The 14,116-nt window shown below is 73.0% G+C and carries 15 protein-coding genes; 9 read left to right on the top strand and 6 right to left on the bottom strand.

Going from position 1 to position 14,116, the window contains the following annotated elements:
- Nucleotides 1-5 precede the first annotated feature (5 nt).
- Complete coding sequence (locus DTL70_RS22965) at nucleotides 6-1,166, bottom strand: acyl-CoA dehydrogenase family protein (protein WP_114023871.1); 1,161 nt, start codon at nucleotides 1,164-1,166, stop codon at nucleotides 6-8.
- A 2-nt stretch (nucleotides 1,167-1,168) separates the two neighbouring features.
- Nucleotides 1,169-2,074: an enoyl-CoA hydratase gene (locus DTL70_RS22960; RefSeq protein WP_114023870.1), complete on the bottom strand. Its 906-nt coding sequence runs from the start codon at nucleotides 2,072-2,074 to the stop codon at nucleotides 1,169-1,171.
- A gap of 231 nt (nucleotides 2,075-2,305) precedes the next feature.
- On the opposite strand from DTL70_RS22960, the gene DTL70_RS22955 reads away from it, so the two are divergent.
- The 3 genes from DTL70_RS22955 to DTL70_RS22945 all read left to right on the top strand — a co-directional run bounded on the left by DTL70_RS22955 (nucleotide 2,306) and on the right by DTL70_RS22945 (nucleotide 5,026).
- Complete coding sequence (locus tag DTL70_RS22955) at nucleotides 2,306-3,106, top strand: SDR family oxidoreductase (RefSeq protein WP_114023869.1); 801 nt, start codon at nucleotides 2,306-2,308, stop codon at nucleotides 3,104-3,106.
- 88 nt (nucleotides 3,107-3,194) lie between these two features.
- On the top strand, nucleotides 3,195-3,794 hold the full coding sequence (locus tag DTL70_RS22950) for a TetR/AcrR family transcriptional regulator (RefSeq protein WP_114023868.1): 600 nt from the start codon (nucleotides 3,195-3,197) through the stop codon (nucleotides 3,792-3,794).
- Between the two features lie 68 nt (nucleotides 3,795-3,862).
- On the top strand, nucleotides 3,863-5,026 hold the full coding sequence (locus DTL70_RS22945; protein ID WP_114023867.1) for an acetyl-CoA C-acetyltransferase: 1,164 nt from the start codon (nucleotides 3,863-3,865) through the stop codon (nucleotides 5,024-5,026).
- Between the two features lie 412 nt (nucleotides 5,027-5,438).
- On the opposite strand, the gene DTL70_RS22940 is transcribed toward DTL70_RS22945, so the two are convergent.
- Together DTL70_RS22940 and DTL70_RS22935 are read right to left on the bottom strand one after the other, a co-directional pair.
- Nucleotides 5,439-6,371, bottom strand: coding sequence for an SDR family oxidoreductase (locus DTL70_RS22940; protein ID WP_114023866.1), 933 nt, complete (start codon nucleotides 6,369-6,371; stop codon nucleotides 5,439-5,441).
- Between the two features lie 44 nt (nucleotides 6,372-6,415).
- Nucleotides 6,416-7,174: an SDR family oxidoreductase gene (locus tag DTL70_RS22935; RefSeq protein WP_114023865.1), complete on the bottom strand. Its 759-nt coding sequence runs from the start codon at nucleotides 7,172-7,174 to the stop codon at nucleotides 6,416-6,418.
- 215 nt (nucleotides 7,175-7,389) lie between these two features.
- Between DTL70_RS22935 and DTL70_RS22925 the strand changes: the two genes are divergently transcribed.
- From DTL70_RS22925 to DTL70_RS22900, 6 genes are all read left to right on the top strand, one after another.
- The gene (locus DTL70_RS22925) at nucleotides 7,390-8,151 is read left to right on the top strand and encodes an enoyl-CoA hydratase family protein (RefSeq protein ID WP_114023864.1); all 762 of its coding nucleotides are present in this window, start codon (nucleotides 7,390-7,392) and stop codon (nucleotides 8,149-8,151) included.
- A gap of 5 nt (nucleotides 8,152-8,156) precedes the next feature.
- A complete protein-coding gene (locus tag DTL70_RS22920) occupies nucleotides 8,157-9,038 on the top strand; it encodes a CoA transferase subunit A (RefSeq protein ID WP_281278718.1) in 882 nt (293 codons plus the stop codon).
- Entirely contained in the window at nucleotides 9,035-9,790 is a 756-nt protein-coding gene (locus DTL70_RS22915; protein ID WP_114023863.1) for a CoA-transferase subunit beta, read from the top strand. The genes DTL70_RS22920 and DTL70_RS22915 overlap by 4 nt, the downstream gene beginning before the upstream one ends.
- Nucleotides 9,787-10,914 (top strand): NAD(P)H-dependent flavin oxidoreductase, encoded by a 1,128-nt coding sequence (locus DTL70_RS22910; RefSeq protein WP_114023862.1) that lies wholly within the window; start codon nucleotides 9,787-9,789, stop codon nucleotides 10,912-10,914. The genes DTL70_RS22915 and DTL70_RS22910 overlap by 4 nt, the downstream gene beginning before the upstream one ends.
- Nucleotides 10,915-10,977: 63 nt before the next feature.
- Nucleotides 10,978-11,580: a TetR/AcrR family transcriptional regulator gene (locus DTL70_RS33890; RefSeq protein WP_245979562.1), complete on the top strand. Its 603-nt coding sequence runs from the start codon at nucleotides 10,978-10,980 to the stop codon at nucleotides 11,578-11,580.
- 150 nt (nucleotides 11,581-11,730) lie between these two features.
- The gene (locus DTL70_RS22900) at nucleotides 11,731-12,564 is read left to right on the top strand and encodes a class I SAM-dependent methyltransferase (protein WP_114023861.1); all 834 of its coding nucleotides are present in this window, start codon (nucleotides 11,731-11,733) and stop codon (nucleotides 12,562-12,564) included.
- Here DTL70_RS22900 and DTL70_RS22895 read toward each other — a convergent pair.
- Both DTL70_RS22895 and DTL70_RS22890 read right to left on the bottom strand, forming a co-directional pair.
- Complete coding sequence (locus tag DTL70_RS22895) at nucleotides 12,523-12,729, bottom strand: hypothetical protein (protein ID WP_220183645.1); 207 nt, start codon at nucleotides 12,727-12,729, stop codon at nucleotides 12,523-12,525. The genes DTL70_RS22900 and DTL70_RS22895 overlap by 42 nt on opposite strands.
- A gap of 19 nt (nucleotides 12,730-12,748) precedes the next feature.
- Nucleotides 12,749-13,909, bottom strand: a complete 1,161-nt coding sequence (locus DTL70_RS22890; RefSeq protein ID WP_114023860.1) for a 3-ketosteroid-9-alpha-monooxygenase, oxygenase component — start codon at nucleotides 13,907-13,909, stop codon at nucleotides 12,749-12,751.
- Nucleotides 13,910-14,116: the final 207 nt, after the last annotated feature.

Raw genomic sequence — 14,116 nt, 5'->3', positions numbered from 1 at the left:
GCTGTTCAGCGTCCCCTCGGCAGGCCGAGCACGCGCTCGGCGACGATGTCGCGCTGGATCTCGTTGGTCCCGGCGTAGACGGGGCCCGCCTGTGCGAAGGTCCAGCCGTCCAGCCAGGCGGACTCCTCCAGCCCCTCGGTGATCTCGGCGGTGCCGGGTCCGAGCAGGTCGAGGGCGGCGTCGTGGAGTTCGATGTCCAGTTCGGACCAGAAGAGCTTGTTGAGGGAAGAGGGGATGGCGGCCTTCGGGTCCTCAGGGGCGGACGCCGCCGCGTAGCCCGCCAGTTGGTAGGCGCGGGCTTTGATCCACACGTCGGCCACCTGCCCGGCCCGCGCGGTGTCTGCCGGGTCGGCGTACTCCCGCCACAGGCCCCGCAGGCGTGCGGCCGCGGCCGTGAACCGCCCGGGTGAGCGCAGCGTGAGTCCGCGCTCGTTGCCCGCGGTCGACATGGCGGCGCGCCAGCCCGCCTGGGCCTCGCCGATGACGTCCGCGTCCGGCACGAACACGCGGTCGAGGAAGATCTCCGCGAAGGCGGGCTTCCCGTCCAGCCGTCCGAGGGGCCGCACGGTCACGCCCTCCGCGTCCAGCGGGAACATCAGATAGCTCAGCCCCCGGTGCCGCTCCGCCTCCGGGTCCGTGCGGAAGAGCCCGAAGGCGCGGTCGGCGAACGCGGCCCGCGACGACCACGTCTTCTGCCCGCTCAGCAGCCAGCCGCCGCCGTCGCGGTCGGTGTGCTCGGCACGGGCGCGCAGCGACGCCAGGTCGGACCCCGCTTCCGGTTCCGACCAGGCCTGGGCCCAGATCGTCTCCCCCGAGGCCATCGCGGGCAGGACGCGGGCCAGTTGCTCCGTTGTGCCGTGGGCGAAGAGAGTGGGGGCCAGGAGGTTGATGCCGTTCTGGCTGACGCGCCCCGGAGCGCCCGCCGCGTAGTACTCCTCCTCGAAGAGCAGCCACTCGGTCAGGCTCGCCTCGCGGCCACCGAAGGCGCGGGGCCAGGAGACGACCGACCAGCCGCCGTCGTACAGCAGGCGTTCCCAGGCCCGGTGGGCGGCGAAGCCCTCGGCCGTCTCCAGAGAGGGCAGCGGCTCGGCGGGCACGTGCGCGGTGAGCCAGGCCCGCGCCTCGGCCCGAAACGCCTCCTCGGCCGGGGTGAGGTCCACATCCATGGTCAGGCTCCCTCGGGTGCTTCGGCCGCGGGCCCCGCGGCGCGCCGTGCCGCGTCCCGCATCCCTCGCGCGTCCATGCCGCCGAGCGAGTCCGCACCGGTCTCGGCGTTGTGCGCGTGCGCCACGTGGTGCAGTCCGAAGACGGAGTCGAGGCCGTTGTGCAGGCCCATCAGGTCCTCGGCCTGGTTGACGGCGCGCTTGGTCAGGGCGAGCCCGAAGCGCGGCATCCCGGCGATGCGGGCGGCCAGCGCGTCCGCTTCGGCGGCGAGGTCGGCGCGCGGGACGACGCGGTTGACCATCCCGATCTCGTACGCGCGCCGCGCGCTCATCCTCTCCCCCGTGTACAGGAACTCCTTGGCGATGCGCGGCCCCATCACCCAGGGGTGGGCGAAGTACTCGACGCCGGGGATGCCCATGCGCACGACCGGGTCGGCGAAGAAGGCGTCCTCGCTGGCCACGATCAGGTCGCACACCCAGGCGAGCATCAGTCCGCCGGCCACGCAGGCGCCCTGCACGGCGCAGACGACGGGCTTGGGCAGCTCGCGCCAGCGGCGGCACATGCCCAGATAGACCTCGGACTCGCGGGCGTACCGCGCATCGGCGCCCTCCTTGCCGACGTGGTCCCACCACAGGCCCGCCTTGCGGGGGAAGCTCAGGTGGGCGTCGCGTTCGGGCGTGCCGATGTCGTGTCCCGCGCTGAAGTGCTTGCCCGCGCCCGCGAGGACGAGCGCGTGGACCTCGTCGTCGTCGGCGACGCGCCGGAAGGCCGCGTCGAGGGCGTAGGTCATCGCGGAGTTCTGCGCGTTGCGGTAGTCGGGCCGGTTGAGGGTGACGCGGGCGACCGCGCCGACGCGCTCGTAGGTCACGACATCGGCCGCGCCGGGGTTCTTCTCGGTGTCGTCGGGCATGGGCTGCTCTCCTCGGTGCTCGCGTGCTCTCCTCGGCGAGGGCTTCCCTAACAAGTGTTTGGTAGATTAGCTTGGCCCCGACGGCCACGTCGAGACCCACCCGGCGGCGGAGCCGGCCGCGACCGCCACAGCACCGAGAAACACCGCGACCACCGCACCACCGGGGAAGACCGCACCACCGGGGAGACCGCACCACCGGGAAGACCGCGACCACCACAGAAGGGGCTCCGCGTGATCCGAGCGAGCAGCACCCCGCCCGCCTGCCCACCCCCCCACGGACTGCTGGCCGGCCGCTCCGTCGTCGTCACCGCCGCCGCCGGAAGCGGGATCGGCGGGGCGACGGCCCGCCGCGTCCTGGAAGAAGGCGCCGAAGGCGTCGTCATCGGCGACGCCCACGCCCGCCGTCTCGACGAGAGCGCACGGGCCCTGGCAGCGGAGTTCGGGCCCGAGCGGGTACACGCCGAGCGCTGCGACGTCACCGACGAGGACGAGGTGCGCGCCCTCCTGGACGCCTGCACCACCCACCACGGCCGCGTCGACGTGCTCGTCAACAACGCGGGGCTCGGCGGCACCGCCGAGGTGGTGGAGATGACCGACGAGCAGTGGTCCCGCGTCCTGGACGTCACCCTGAACGGCACCTTCCGCTGCACCCGCGCCGCCCTGCGGACGATGCGCGACCAGCCCGACGGCGGAGTCATCGTCAACAACGCCTCGGTCGTCGGCTGGCGCGCCCAACGCGGCCAGGCGCACTACGCGGCGGCCAAAGCAGGCGTCATGGCGCTCACCCGCTGCGCCGCGCTGGAGGCCGCCGAACTCGGCGTACGGATCAACGCCGTCTCACCCTCCCTCGCCATGCACGAGAACCTGGCGAAGGTCACCACCCCCGAACTCCTGGCCGACCTGACCTCCCAGGAGGCGTTCGGCCGATACGCGGAACCGTGGGAGGTCGCCAACGTGATCGTCTTCCTGGCCGGCGACTACTCCTCGTACATGACGGGCGAGACGGTCGCCGTCAGCAGCCGCCACCCGTGAGGCCTGTGCTGCCCGAGAGGCCCGCGAAGACCGTGAGGCCGGCAACGGGCGCGGCCGGCGCGCACCCCGCCCGACGGACAATGGACGCATGGTGACGCCGAAGAAAACCCCCCACGGCGCCGGGCGCCGGGCCGAACTGCTCGCGACCGCGGCCGAGGTGTTCGCGGAACTGGGCTACAACGCCACGACCGTCCGCACCATCGCGGACCGCGCCGGAATGCTCGCGGGCAGCCTCTACTACCACTTCGACTCCAAGGAATCGATGGCCGACGAGATCCTCAGCGCCTTCCTCACCGACCTGTGGGAGGGCTACCAGCGGATCGAGGAGACCGGCACGTCACCACGCGCCACCTTCGAAGGCCTCGTCACCGAGTCGTTCCGGCAGATGGAGCGGCACCGCCCCGCCGTCGTCATCTACCAGAAGGAAGCACGCCGGCTCGCCTCCCAGGAACGGTTCCGCTACCTGGCCGACTCCCAGGAACGGTTCCAGAAACTGTGGACCCGCACGCTGGAACGCGGCGTGGCCGACGGCAGCTTCCGCGCCGGCCTCGACGTGCCCGTCGCCTACCGGTTCGTCCGCGACACCGTCTGGGTCGCCGCCGTCTGGTTCCGGCCCGAAGGACGCAAGAGCGCGGCCGAGATCGCCGAACAGTACACGTCGATGGTGCTCGACGGAATCGCCACCTGAGACGCACGTCATCGCCCCCTGAGGCGCACGCCTCCGGTGGGCCCACCCAAACGAGGAGTGTGAACGGGATGTCCCGCGGCGAGGCCTACATAGTCGAAGCGGTCAGGACCCCCGTCGGCAAGCGCGGCGGCGCGCTCGCCGACGTCCACCCGGCCGACCTGGCCGCGCACACGCTGCGCGCGCTGGTCGAGCGGGCGGACGTGGACCCGGAAGCCGTCGAGGACGTCGTCCTCGGCTGCCTCGACACCGTCGGACCGCAGGCCGGGGACATCGCCCGCACCGCCTGGCTGGCCGCAGGCCTGCCCGAGTCGGTACCCGGCGTCACCGTCGACCGGCAGTGCGGATCCTCCCAGCAAGCCCTGCACTTCGCCGCCCAAGCCGTCATGTCGGGCACCGCGGACCTGGTGGTGGCCGGCGGCGTGCAGAACATGTCGCAAATCCCCATCGCCTACGCCTCACGCCAAGCCGGCGACCCCCTCGGCCTCACCGAAGGCCCTTACCACGGCTCCACCGGCTGGCGGGCCCGTTACGGCGACGCACCCGTCAACCAGTTCCACGGCGCCGAACTGATCGCCCAGCAGTGGGACATCAGCCGTGAGGAGATGGAACGCTGGGCCCTGCGCTCCCACCAGCGCGCCATCCGCGCGCTCGACGAGGGACACTTCGAGCGGGAAACCGCGCCGCTGGGCGACCACACCGCCGACGAGGGGCCCCGGCGCGGCACCACCCTGGAGAAGATGGCCTCCCTCGACCCGCTGGTGGAAGACGGGCGGCTCACCGCGGCCGTCTCCTCGCAGATCTCCGACGCCTCCTCGGCCATGCTGCTCGCCTCCGAAGAGGCCGTCCGCGCCCACGGCCTCACCCCGCGCGCCCGCGTGCACCACCTCTCGGCACGCGGCGAAGACCCCATCCGCATGCTCTCGGCGCCCATCCCGGCGACCGCGCACGCCCTCAAGCGGGCCGGCATGTCCCTCGACGACATCGACCTCGTCGAGATCAACGAAGCGTTCGCCTCCGTCGTGCTCGCCTGGCTCAAGGACACCGGCTGCGATCCCGAGAAGGTCAACGTCAACGGCGGCGCCATCGCGCTGGGGCACCCGCTGGGTGCCACCGGTACCAGGCTGATGACGACACTGCTGCACGAACTGGAACGCAGCGGGGGGCGGTTCGGGCTCCAGACCATGTGTGAGGGCGGGGGGCAGGCGAACGTGACGATCATCGAACGGGTGTAGTGCGGTTGGTTTCTTGACGGGGCTCAGGTTGGTGGTCGTGTGCGACGCGCTGTCGGCGCGACGGGGGTGGGTGGCTGGAGTCGCCGGTCGCCTGACGGTTCGTCGGGGCTTGTCGCGCCGTTCCCCGCGCCCCTTCGGGGCGCAGCCGTGGCGGCCCACTCTGCCGCTCGTTGCGGGGTGGACGGAGATCGTCGTCACGTGCGAGCCGGGGGTGAGCGGGGCGGGGCGGGGGTTACGCTCCCCGTCTGTGCGTTTCGAACCCGCGCGCCTTCGGCCCCCTGTCCTTGGCAGCCGTGGACGGGGAGGTGACCTCTCCGACGAGGAGGCCCAGCGTAGCCAGCCACTACGCATATGAACGCGGGAGCCGTTCATCCGAACGGGTCACGCCCGCTCGTGCGCCCTCACCGCGCCCTCACCGCGCCCCGTAGACCGGTTCGGGGGCGGGGGCCTCGTGGAGGAGCTTGCGGATCGGAGTATCCAGCTCCGCCGCGTCCCAGCGGGCCGACTTGTCGGTGTGGGCGGTGCGGCGCCAGCCGTCCATGACGGTGATGCGGCCGCCCTCGGCCTCGAAGACGCGTCCTGTGACACCGGCGGACGCGGCCGAGCCCAGGTAGACGACGAGGGGCGAGACGTTCTCCGGGGCCATCGCGTCGAAACCGCCGTCGGTGGGAGCCGCCATGTCCTCGGCGAACGCCTGCTCGGTCATGCGGGTGCGGGCGGCCGGTGCGACGGCGTTGACCTGGACGCCGTAGCGGCCGAACTCCGCCGCCGCGACGAGGGTCAGCGCGGCGATCCCCGCTTTGGCCGCCGTGTAGTTGCCCTGGCCCACCGCGCCCAGCAGGCCCGCGCCGGAGGAGGTGTTGACCACGCGGGCCTGCGGTGTGCGGCCCGCCTTCGTCTCGGCGCGCCAGTGCGCCGCCGCGTGCTTCATCGGCAGGAAGTGGCCCTTGAGGTGAACGCGGACGACAGCGTCCCAGTCGTCCTCGTCGAGGTTGACCAGCATCCGGTCGCGGAGGAAACCGGCGTTGTTGACGAGGGTGTCGAGGCGTCCGAAGTGGTCCAGCGCCGTGCGGACGAGTGCGGCGGCGCCCGCGCTGTCGGCGACGTCGTCCGTGCTGACGGCGGCTTCGCCGCCCTCCGCCCGGATTTCCGCCGCCACCTGTGCGGCGGGCGTCTCCGCGCCGGTTCCGCCGTCCAGCGCGACGCCGAGGTCGTTGACGACGACCCGTGCGCCGGCGCGGGCGAACGCGAGCGCGTGTGCCCTGCCCAGGCCCCGCCCCGCTCCGGTGACGACGACGACCCGGCCCTCGGCCGGACGGGGAGCGGACGTGTGCTGTGCGGACATGTGACCTCCTGAGGGGTGGTGTCTGGGGGTGGTGGGGTGGCGGCTCAGGGTCGGTTGACGTTCGCCGCGTGCAGGAAGGCGGGGCGTTCGCCGCCACCGTGGACGGCGAGCGAGGCGCCGGAGACGTAGCGGGCGGCGTCCGAGGCCAGGAAGACGCAGGCGTCCCCCACCTCTTCGGGTTCGGCGAGCCGTCCCATCGGCACCGTGGCAGCGACGGCCGCGACCCCGGCCTCGTCCCCGTAGTGCAGCGCGGTCCGCTCGGTGCGGGCCATACCGACAACGACCGTGTTGACCCGGATCCCCTCCTCGGCCCACTCCATCGCCATCGACCGCGCCAGGTTCTCCAGGCCCGCCTTGGCCGCCCCGTACGCGGCCGTGCCCGGCGACGGGCGTTCGCCGCTGACGCTGCCGACCATCACGATGGCTCCGCCGCCCGTCTGTTCGCGCATGACGGTGTGGGCGGCGCGGGAGAGGTGGAGCGGGGCCAGCAGGTTGAGCTCGATCACGCGCGCGTGGTGGTCGGCCGAGCCCTCGGACAGCGGGCGGTAGGGGGTGCCGCCCGCGTTGTTGACCAGGACGTCGAGGGCTCCGTGCTCGCGGGCCACCTGGGCGCAGAACTCCTGCGCGGCGTGCGGGTCGCGGACGTCGAGGGGGAGGTAGCGGGCCTCGCGGCCCGCCGCGGTGAGTGGGGTCCGGGGCGGGCGGCGGCCGCAGACGACGACCTCGGCGCCGGTGCTCAGGAACGCGCGGGCGATGCCCGCGCCCACTCCGCGGGTTCCGCCGGTGACGACGGCAACGGTCATGGTGTTCCCTCGGGTTGGTGGCGGCTCGCCTGCGGCGGGGCCGGGGCCGGGTCGGTGCCGGGGCCGGGGCCGGGGCCGGGGCCGGGGCCGGGGCCGGGTCGGTGCCGACCGGTCGGCCCGGCGCGGTGAAACGGCTTCCTCTCTTTCGCAGCGCACCGGCGCACTGCTAGCTTCTCACCAAACAAACGTTAGGTGGAAAGGTAGCTGATCCGTCCATGACTGTCTCCACCTCCACACCACGCGACGGCGTCGCCGTGGTGACCGTCGACCATCCACCCGTCAACGCCCTCCCCGTGCGCGGCTGGTACGACCTGGCCGAAGCCGTCACCGCCGCGGGCCGCGACCAGGCCGTACGCGCCGTGGTGCTGACCGCCAGGGGCCGCGGGTTCAACGCCGGGGTCGACATCAAGGAGATGCAGCGCACCGAGGGGCACGAGGCCCTCATCGGGGCCAACCGGGGCTGCGCCGCCGCGTTCGCGGCGGTCTACGAGTGCGAGGTCCCCGTCGTCGCGGCCGTCCACGGCCACTGCCTCGGCGGCGGCATCGGCCTGGTGGGCAACGCCGACGCGATCGTGGCGAGCGAGGACGCCACCTTCGGGCTCCCCGAACTCGACCGGGGAGCCCTCGGCGCGGCCACCCACCTCTCCCGCATGCTGCCGCCCCACCTGATGCGCACCCTGTACTACACGGGGCGCACCCTCACAGCCCGCGCACTGCACCGGCACGGTGCCGTGTGGGAGCTGGCCGAGAGCGCGGACACGCTGCTGGACGCGGCGCTGGGGCTGGCTGAGGAGATCGCGGGCAAGGACGGTTATCTGCTGCGCCTGGCCAAGGAAGCCCTCAACGGAATCGACCCCGTGGACGTGCGCCGCAGCTACCGCTACGAACAGGGCTTCACCTTCGAGGCCAACCTGAGCGGTGTCGCCGACCGGCACCGGAACTCCTTCGTCGACGCGCGTGCCGCGCAGGGAGGCTGAACGACGTGAGTGACCTCGACAAACGCCTGACGACCGAGGAGTTCGCCGCCCGGATCGAGTCCGGCATGACCGTCGGCATCGGCGGCTGGGGTGCGCGCCGCAAGCCGATGGCGCTGGTGCGGGCACTGCTGCGCACGGACGTGAAGGACCTGACCGTCATCTCCTGCGGCGGGCCGGACGTGGGACTGCTGGCGGCGGCCGGTCGGATCGGCAGACTGGTGGCGCCCTTCGTGACACTGGACTCGGTGCCGCTGGAGCCGCACTTCCGTGCGGCCCGCGAGTCGGGGGCCTTCGCCTTCGAGGAGTGGGACGAGTCGATGTTCCTGTGGGGGCTGACGGCCGCCGCGCACCGGCTGCCGTTCATGCCGGTGCGTGGCGGCCTCGGCTCCGACGTGCCGCGCCACAACCCCCGGCTGCGCACCGTCACCTCGCCGTACGAGGACGGCGAGGAACTGCTGGCGGCGCCCGCGCTGCGGATGGACGTGGCGCTCGTCCACGTCAACCGCGCCGACGTGCGCGGCAACGGGCAGTTCCGCGGCCCCGACCCGTACTTCGACGACCTGTTCACCGAGGCCGCCGAGCGCACGTACCTGTCCTGCGAGCAGCTCGTGGAGCGGTTCGAGGGGCCGCCGCAGTCGCTGCTGGTGCAGCGGCAGAACGTCACCGGCGTGCTGCACACCCCGGGCGGCGCGCACTTCACCAGCTGCGCCCCCGACTACGGGCGCGACGAGGCGTTCCAGCGCGCGTACGTGCGGGCGGCGCAGGACCCCCAGGCGTGGCGGGCGTTCGAGGAGCGCTTCCTCGCCGGAGACGAGGACGACTACCGCAGGGCCGTCGACGGCTCCGCGGAAGAGACCGGTTCACAGCGGAAGGACACCAGCCAGTGACCACCACTGCCACCGCCGCCACCCGCGCCGAAGTCTGCGTCGTCGCCTGCGCCGAGGCCTGGCGCGGCGACGGGGAGGTGCTGGCCGCCACGGCCGGCACCGTACCGGCACTCGGCGCCCGCCTGGCGCGGCTGACCTTCTCCCCCGCACTGCTGCTGACCGACTCGGAGGCCATGCTGCTGGCCGACCCCGAGGACCCCACGCACATCGAGGGCTGGCTGCCCTACCGCAAGCACCTCTCCCTCGCGGCGCGCGGCAGGCGCCACATGATGATGGGCGCCAGCCAACTCGACGGGTACGGCAACCAGAACATCTCCTGCATCGGCCCGTGGGAGCGGCCCGCGCGGCAACTGCTCGGCGCGCGCGGCGCCCCCTCCAACACCGTCAACCACCCGGTCTCCTATTGGGTGCCGCGGCACTCGACGCGGGTGTTCGTCGAGCGCGTGGACATGGTCAGCGGCGTGGGCTTCGACCGGGCGGCCGAGGCGGGGCCCGCGGCCGCCCGGTTCCACGGGCTGCGGCGCGTCGTCACCGACCTGGCGGTGCTCGACTTCGCCACGGCGGACCACCGGATGCGGCTGGCGAGCGTCCACCCGGGCGTCGACGTGGCGCTCGTGCTCGAACGCACGGGGTTCGCGCTCCAGGTTCCGGACGAGGTGCCCACCACCCGGGAACCGAGCGCGGAGGAACTGCGGCTGATCCGCGAGGTGCTGGATCCGGGCGGCGCCCGCGACCGTGAGGTGCGCGCATGACCGCCGGCCCGGCCCCCGCAGGCCCCCTCAGCACGCCGCTGACGTCGCTCGTGGGGGTGCGCCACCCGCTCGTGCAGACCGGCATGGGCTGGGTGGCCGGGCCGCGGCTGGTCGCGGCGACGGCCGAGGCCGGGGCGCTGGGCATCCTGGCGTCCGCCACGATGACGCTGCCGCGGCTCCGGGAGGCGGTGCGTGAGGTCAGGTCCCGCACCTGCGCACCGTTCGGCGTCAACCTGCGCGCCGACGCCGGGGACGCGGCCGATCGGGTGCGGCTCCTCATCGAGGAGGGGGTGCGCGTGGCCTCGTTCGCGCTCGCCCCCTCGCGGGAGCTGATCGAAACGCTCAAGGACGCCGGGGTGGTCGTCATCCCGTCCGTCGGCGCGGTCCGGCACGCGGAGAAGGTCGCCGCCTGGGGTGCGGACGCGGTGCTGGTGCAGGGCGGCGAGGGCGGTGGGCACACCGGGCAGGTCGCCACCTCGGTGCTGCTGCCGCAGGTGGTCGAAGCCGTGGACCTGCCGGTCATCGGCGCGGGCGGCTTCCGCGACGGGCGTGGGCTGGCCGCGGCGCTGTGTTACGGCGCGGCCGGCGCCGCCATGGGCACCCGGTTCCTGCTGACCCGCGAGTCGACGGTGCCCGACGCGGTCAAGGCCCGGTACCTGGCGGCGAAGGTCACCGACGTCACCGTCACCACGAAGGTCGACGGGCTGCCGCACCGGATGCTGCGCAGCGAGATGGTCGCCGCGCTGGAGTCGTCGGGCCGGGTGGCCTCCCTGCTGCGGGCGCTGCGCCACGCCGCCGCCTTCAAGAAGGACTCGGGTCTGTCGTGGGCGGCGATGCTCCGCGACGGCCGGGCGCTGCGCCTCGGCAAGGACCTGACGTGGGCGCAGACGCTGCTGGCCGCCAACACCCCGATGCTGCTGAAGGCCGCCATGGTGGAGGGCCGTACCGACGCGGGGGTGATGGCGGCGGGGCAGGTGGCCGGGCTGATCGACGACCTGCCGAGCGTCGCCGAGGTGGTGGAGACGACGGTCGCACAGGCGGCCCGGCAGCTGACGGCGCTGGCCTCGCGGGTCGGCTCCGGTCCGGCTGCCGCGTCCGGGCCGGAGCCTCCGGGGGTTCCCTGAGAGTGAGGCCGGTCGTGGAAGCCGGCGCTTTTCGCTGGGCCGCTGCCGCGTAGGGTGCCTGGCGTGAGCGGTGCGGAAGAGTCCTCCCAGTCGGTGCGCCAGCGGCGGGTCATCCTGCGCGGAGCCGCGGCGGCGCTGCGTGAGCGGGGAACGGGCGCCGGCATGGCGGACATCGCGCGGGCCGCCGGAGTGGGCCGGGCCACCGTCTACCGGCACTTCGCCACGCGCGAGGCGCTGCTGACGGAGCTGTCCCAGTTCTCCGCCGACGAGGGGGTACGCGCCGTGAGCGCGGCACTGCACGAGGGCGGGGAGCTGCGCGCGACGGTGGTGCGCACCACCCGCGCCCTGCTCGGGGTGGGACGCGCGTACTGGACACTGGTGGCCTCAGGGCCTGCCGAGGGGCCGAGCGAGCGCGAGTTGGCGGTGTCCGGGCCGCTGGTCGAGCTGGCGCGGCGCGGGCAGCGGGAAGGCGTCTTCCGCGCGGATCTGAGCGCGCAACGCCTCGGTGCGCTGCACGGGGTGCTCATCCAGGGCGCGCTGCTGTACCCGCAGCTGATCGGGGACTCGCTCGACGAGGCCGCCGAGTCGGTGACGCGCCTCTACCTCGACGGCGCGTGCGTCGCCCCGGCGGGTGACCCGAAGGGGCCGACCGGACCAGTCCGCTGACCCGGCGCCGTCCGCCGCTGCCGAGACTGGCGGTAGTCACGTGCGTCGTACGACCGCACCGTGTGTGTACGGCGCCGGCCACTCGCCACCCCGCGCGGCGGGCCCCCGCGGCCCGGTCCAGGGCGGCCCAGGGACGGAGACGGAGTACGCATGGCCAGCAGGAAGAACCTCCACGCCGACCGCGCCGCGCTCGCCCACAAGGTCCGCTACGCCCTGGCGCACCCGCACCGCGTCCCGGCTCACCTCAGGCGCGCCGGCCGGAACCGCTGGCTGGCCTTCACCCACCGTGACCACGTCGGTTACTACCGGGCCGTCATGGCCTCCGACACCCGGCGCAGCCCGGAGGCCGCGGTGGGCAGCCCCACCCACGAGGCATGGCTGCAGCTGGGCGAGCTCCAGTTCGACTACCTGCGCGCCCACGGGCTCGAACCCGGGCACCGGATGCTCGACATCGGCTGCGGCAACCTGCGCGCGGGCCGGCGCTTCATCGACTACCTCGACTCCGGCCACTACTACGGCATCGACATCTCCCCCGACGTGCTCGTCGCCGCGAAACGCACCCTCACCGCCGAGGGCCTCCAGTCCAAGCTGCCCCACCTCACCCTCACCCAGGACCTCACCCTGGACTTCCTCCCGGACGCCCACTTCGACGTCGTCCACGCGCACAGCGTCTTCTCGCACTCCCCGCTTCCGATCATCGACGAGTGCCTGGCCCACGTCGGACGCGTGCTGGCGCCCGGCGGTTTCTTCGACTTCACCTTCGACCGCACGCTGGGCAGCGAGCACCACGTACTGCGCGAGGACTTCTACTACCGCACCGAGACCCTCACCGCCCTGGCCAACGGCCACGGTCTGCGCGCCCGCTTCATGGACGACTGGGAACTGCGCGGCCACGGCCAGTCCAAGATCCGCGTGAGCGCGGAGCAGGTGCCGGGGGCCGGGTCATCCGTCGCCGCCGGTCACTCTCAAACGTCCCTCCCGTAGTGCCTCTTCGATCGAGGCCCGCAGCCGGGTGCAGACCGCGACGCCCGCGGGCGCGCACCCGGCCAGTTCGGGGCAGCGGGTGGTCGGAGAAGTCCACTGCACGGTGGTGTGCGGGAGGCTGCGCTTCTCGACCAGCACCTGGGTGCCGCAGGTTGTGCAGGTCACGGGCTCCAGCACGGGCCGGTCACCCCTCCCCTGCGGTGGCCGCGTCCCGGCGGCTCGCCAGGTTGGCCTCGACCTCGGCGCGCCAGACGGTGACGGCCCGCTCGGTGTCGATCTCGAACTCGAAGCGGTCGGTCATCTCCGCGCCCACCTCCTCCGCGTCCACGTAGAACTGCTCGTACCAGCGGCGGAGCTGGTAGACGGGACCGTCCTGGTCGCACAGCAGCGGGTTGTCGATGCGGGTCTTGTTCCGCCAGATGGCGACGTCCTCCTCGAAGCCGGCGGCCAGCCCTTCGGACGCCTGGGCCGCGGCCTGCGCCGCCTCCTCGTCGCTCATGCCGGGCAGCTTCTTGACGAGGGCCCCGTACTGCAGCACGAACGCGTCGGGCGCCACCGGATAGTGGCAGTTGATCAGCACCGTCTCGACGGTCGCGTCGCCGACCTCCGTCCACAGGTGGTCGATCATGTACGAAGGACCGTGGTACGAGGCCTCGGAGCGCAGCCTGCCCTGCGCGGAGAGGGTGTCGGCCGCGGTCATGTCCTCGCGCGGGTCGCTGGTCATGTACTGGGTGGCGACGTGCCCTTCGAAGACGTTCTTGAAGTAGGTGGGGAAGGAGTGGTGGACGTAGAAGAAGTGGGCCATGTCGACGACGTTGTCCACGATCTCCCGGCAGTTGGCGCCGTCGATGCGCAGCGTGTGCCAGGTCCAGTCGCTCCACTCGCCGCTGAACGCCCCCTCGATGCGTGGGATCGTCACCCCCTCAGGAGGTGACGCGCCCTGCGGGTCGTGCCAGACGAACAGCTGCTTGTTCTCCTCCAGCGTGCGCCAGGCGCGGGTGCGGGCCCGGCGCGGAACCCGGTGCGCGTACGGGATGCCGGCGCACCTGCCGTCGCCGCCCCACCGCCAGTCGTGGAACGGGCAGGCGAGCGCGTCGCCCTTGATAGTGCCGTCGGCGAGGTTGCCGCCCATGTGGGGGCAGTAGGCGTCGAGCACGTGCAGCCGACCCGTGCCCTCCGCCTGGAAGACCACGAGTTTCGTGCCGAACGCCTCGATCTCGTGGGGCCTGCCGTCCTTGAAGTCCGCGGCGAGGCCGAGGCAGTGCCAGCCCCGCGCGTACCGGGTGGGTGGTGCGCCCGCCTCGATGGTCCGTGGTCCGTGGTCCGTGCCGCTGCGCGCGCTCATCGTCTCGCCTCCACCTGGGTGCCGATGGGCCGAGTCTCGGCCGGTCCGCAGGACGCCCACAGGGGCCGGTCCCGCTGACCGGGAGGGTGCGGGGTACGTCCCGCCACACCCCGTGAGGTATTTCGATTAGGTAGTGCAACCCTCTTCCCGCCCGGCGCGGACCGCGCGTAGCCTCCCGGCAGCGAGACACAGGTGTCTCGCGAGCGC

Origin of the sequence: Streptomyces diacarni (genome assembly GCF_003323715.1) — a bacterium.
In the GTDB taxonomy this organism is placed as follows: domain Bacteria; phylum Actinomycetota; class Actinomycetes; order Streptomycetales; family Streptomycetaceae; genus Streptomyces; species Streptomyces diacarni.
This window is presented reverse-complemented; position numbering and strand designations above follow the sequence as displayed.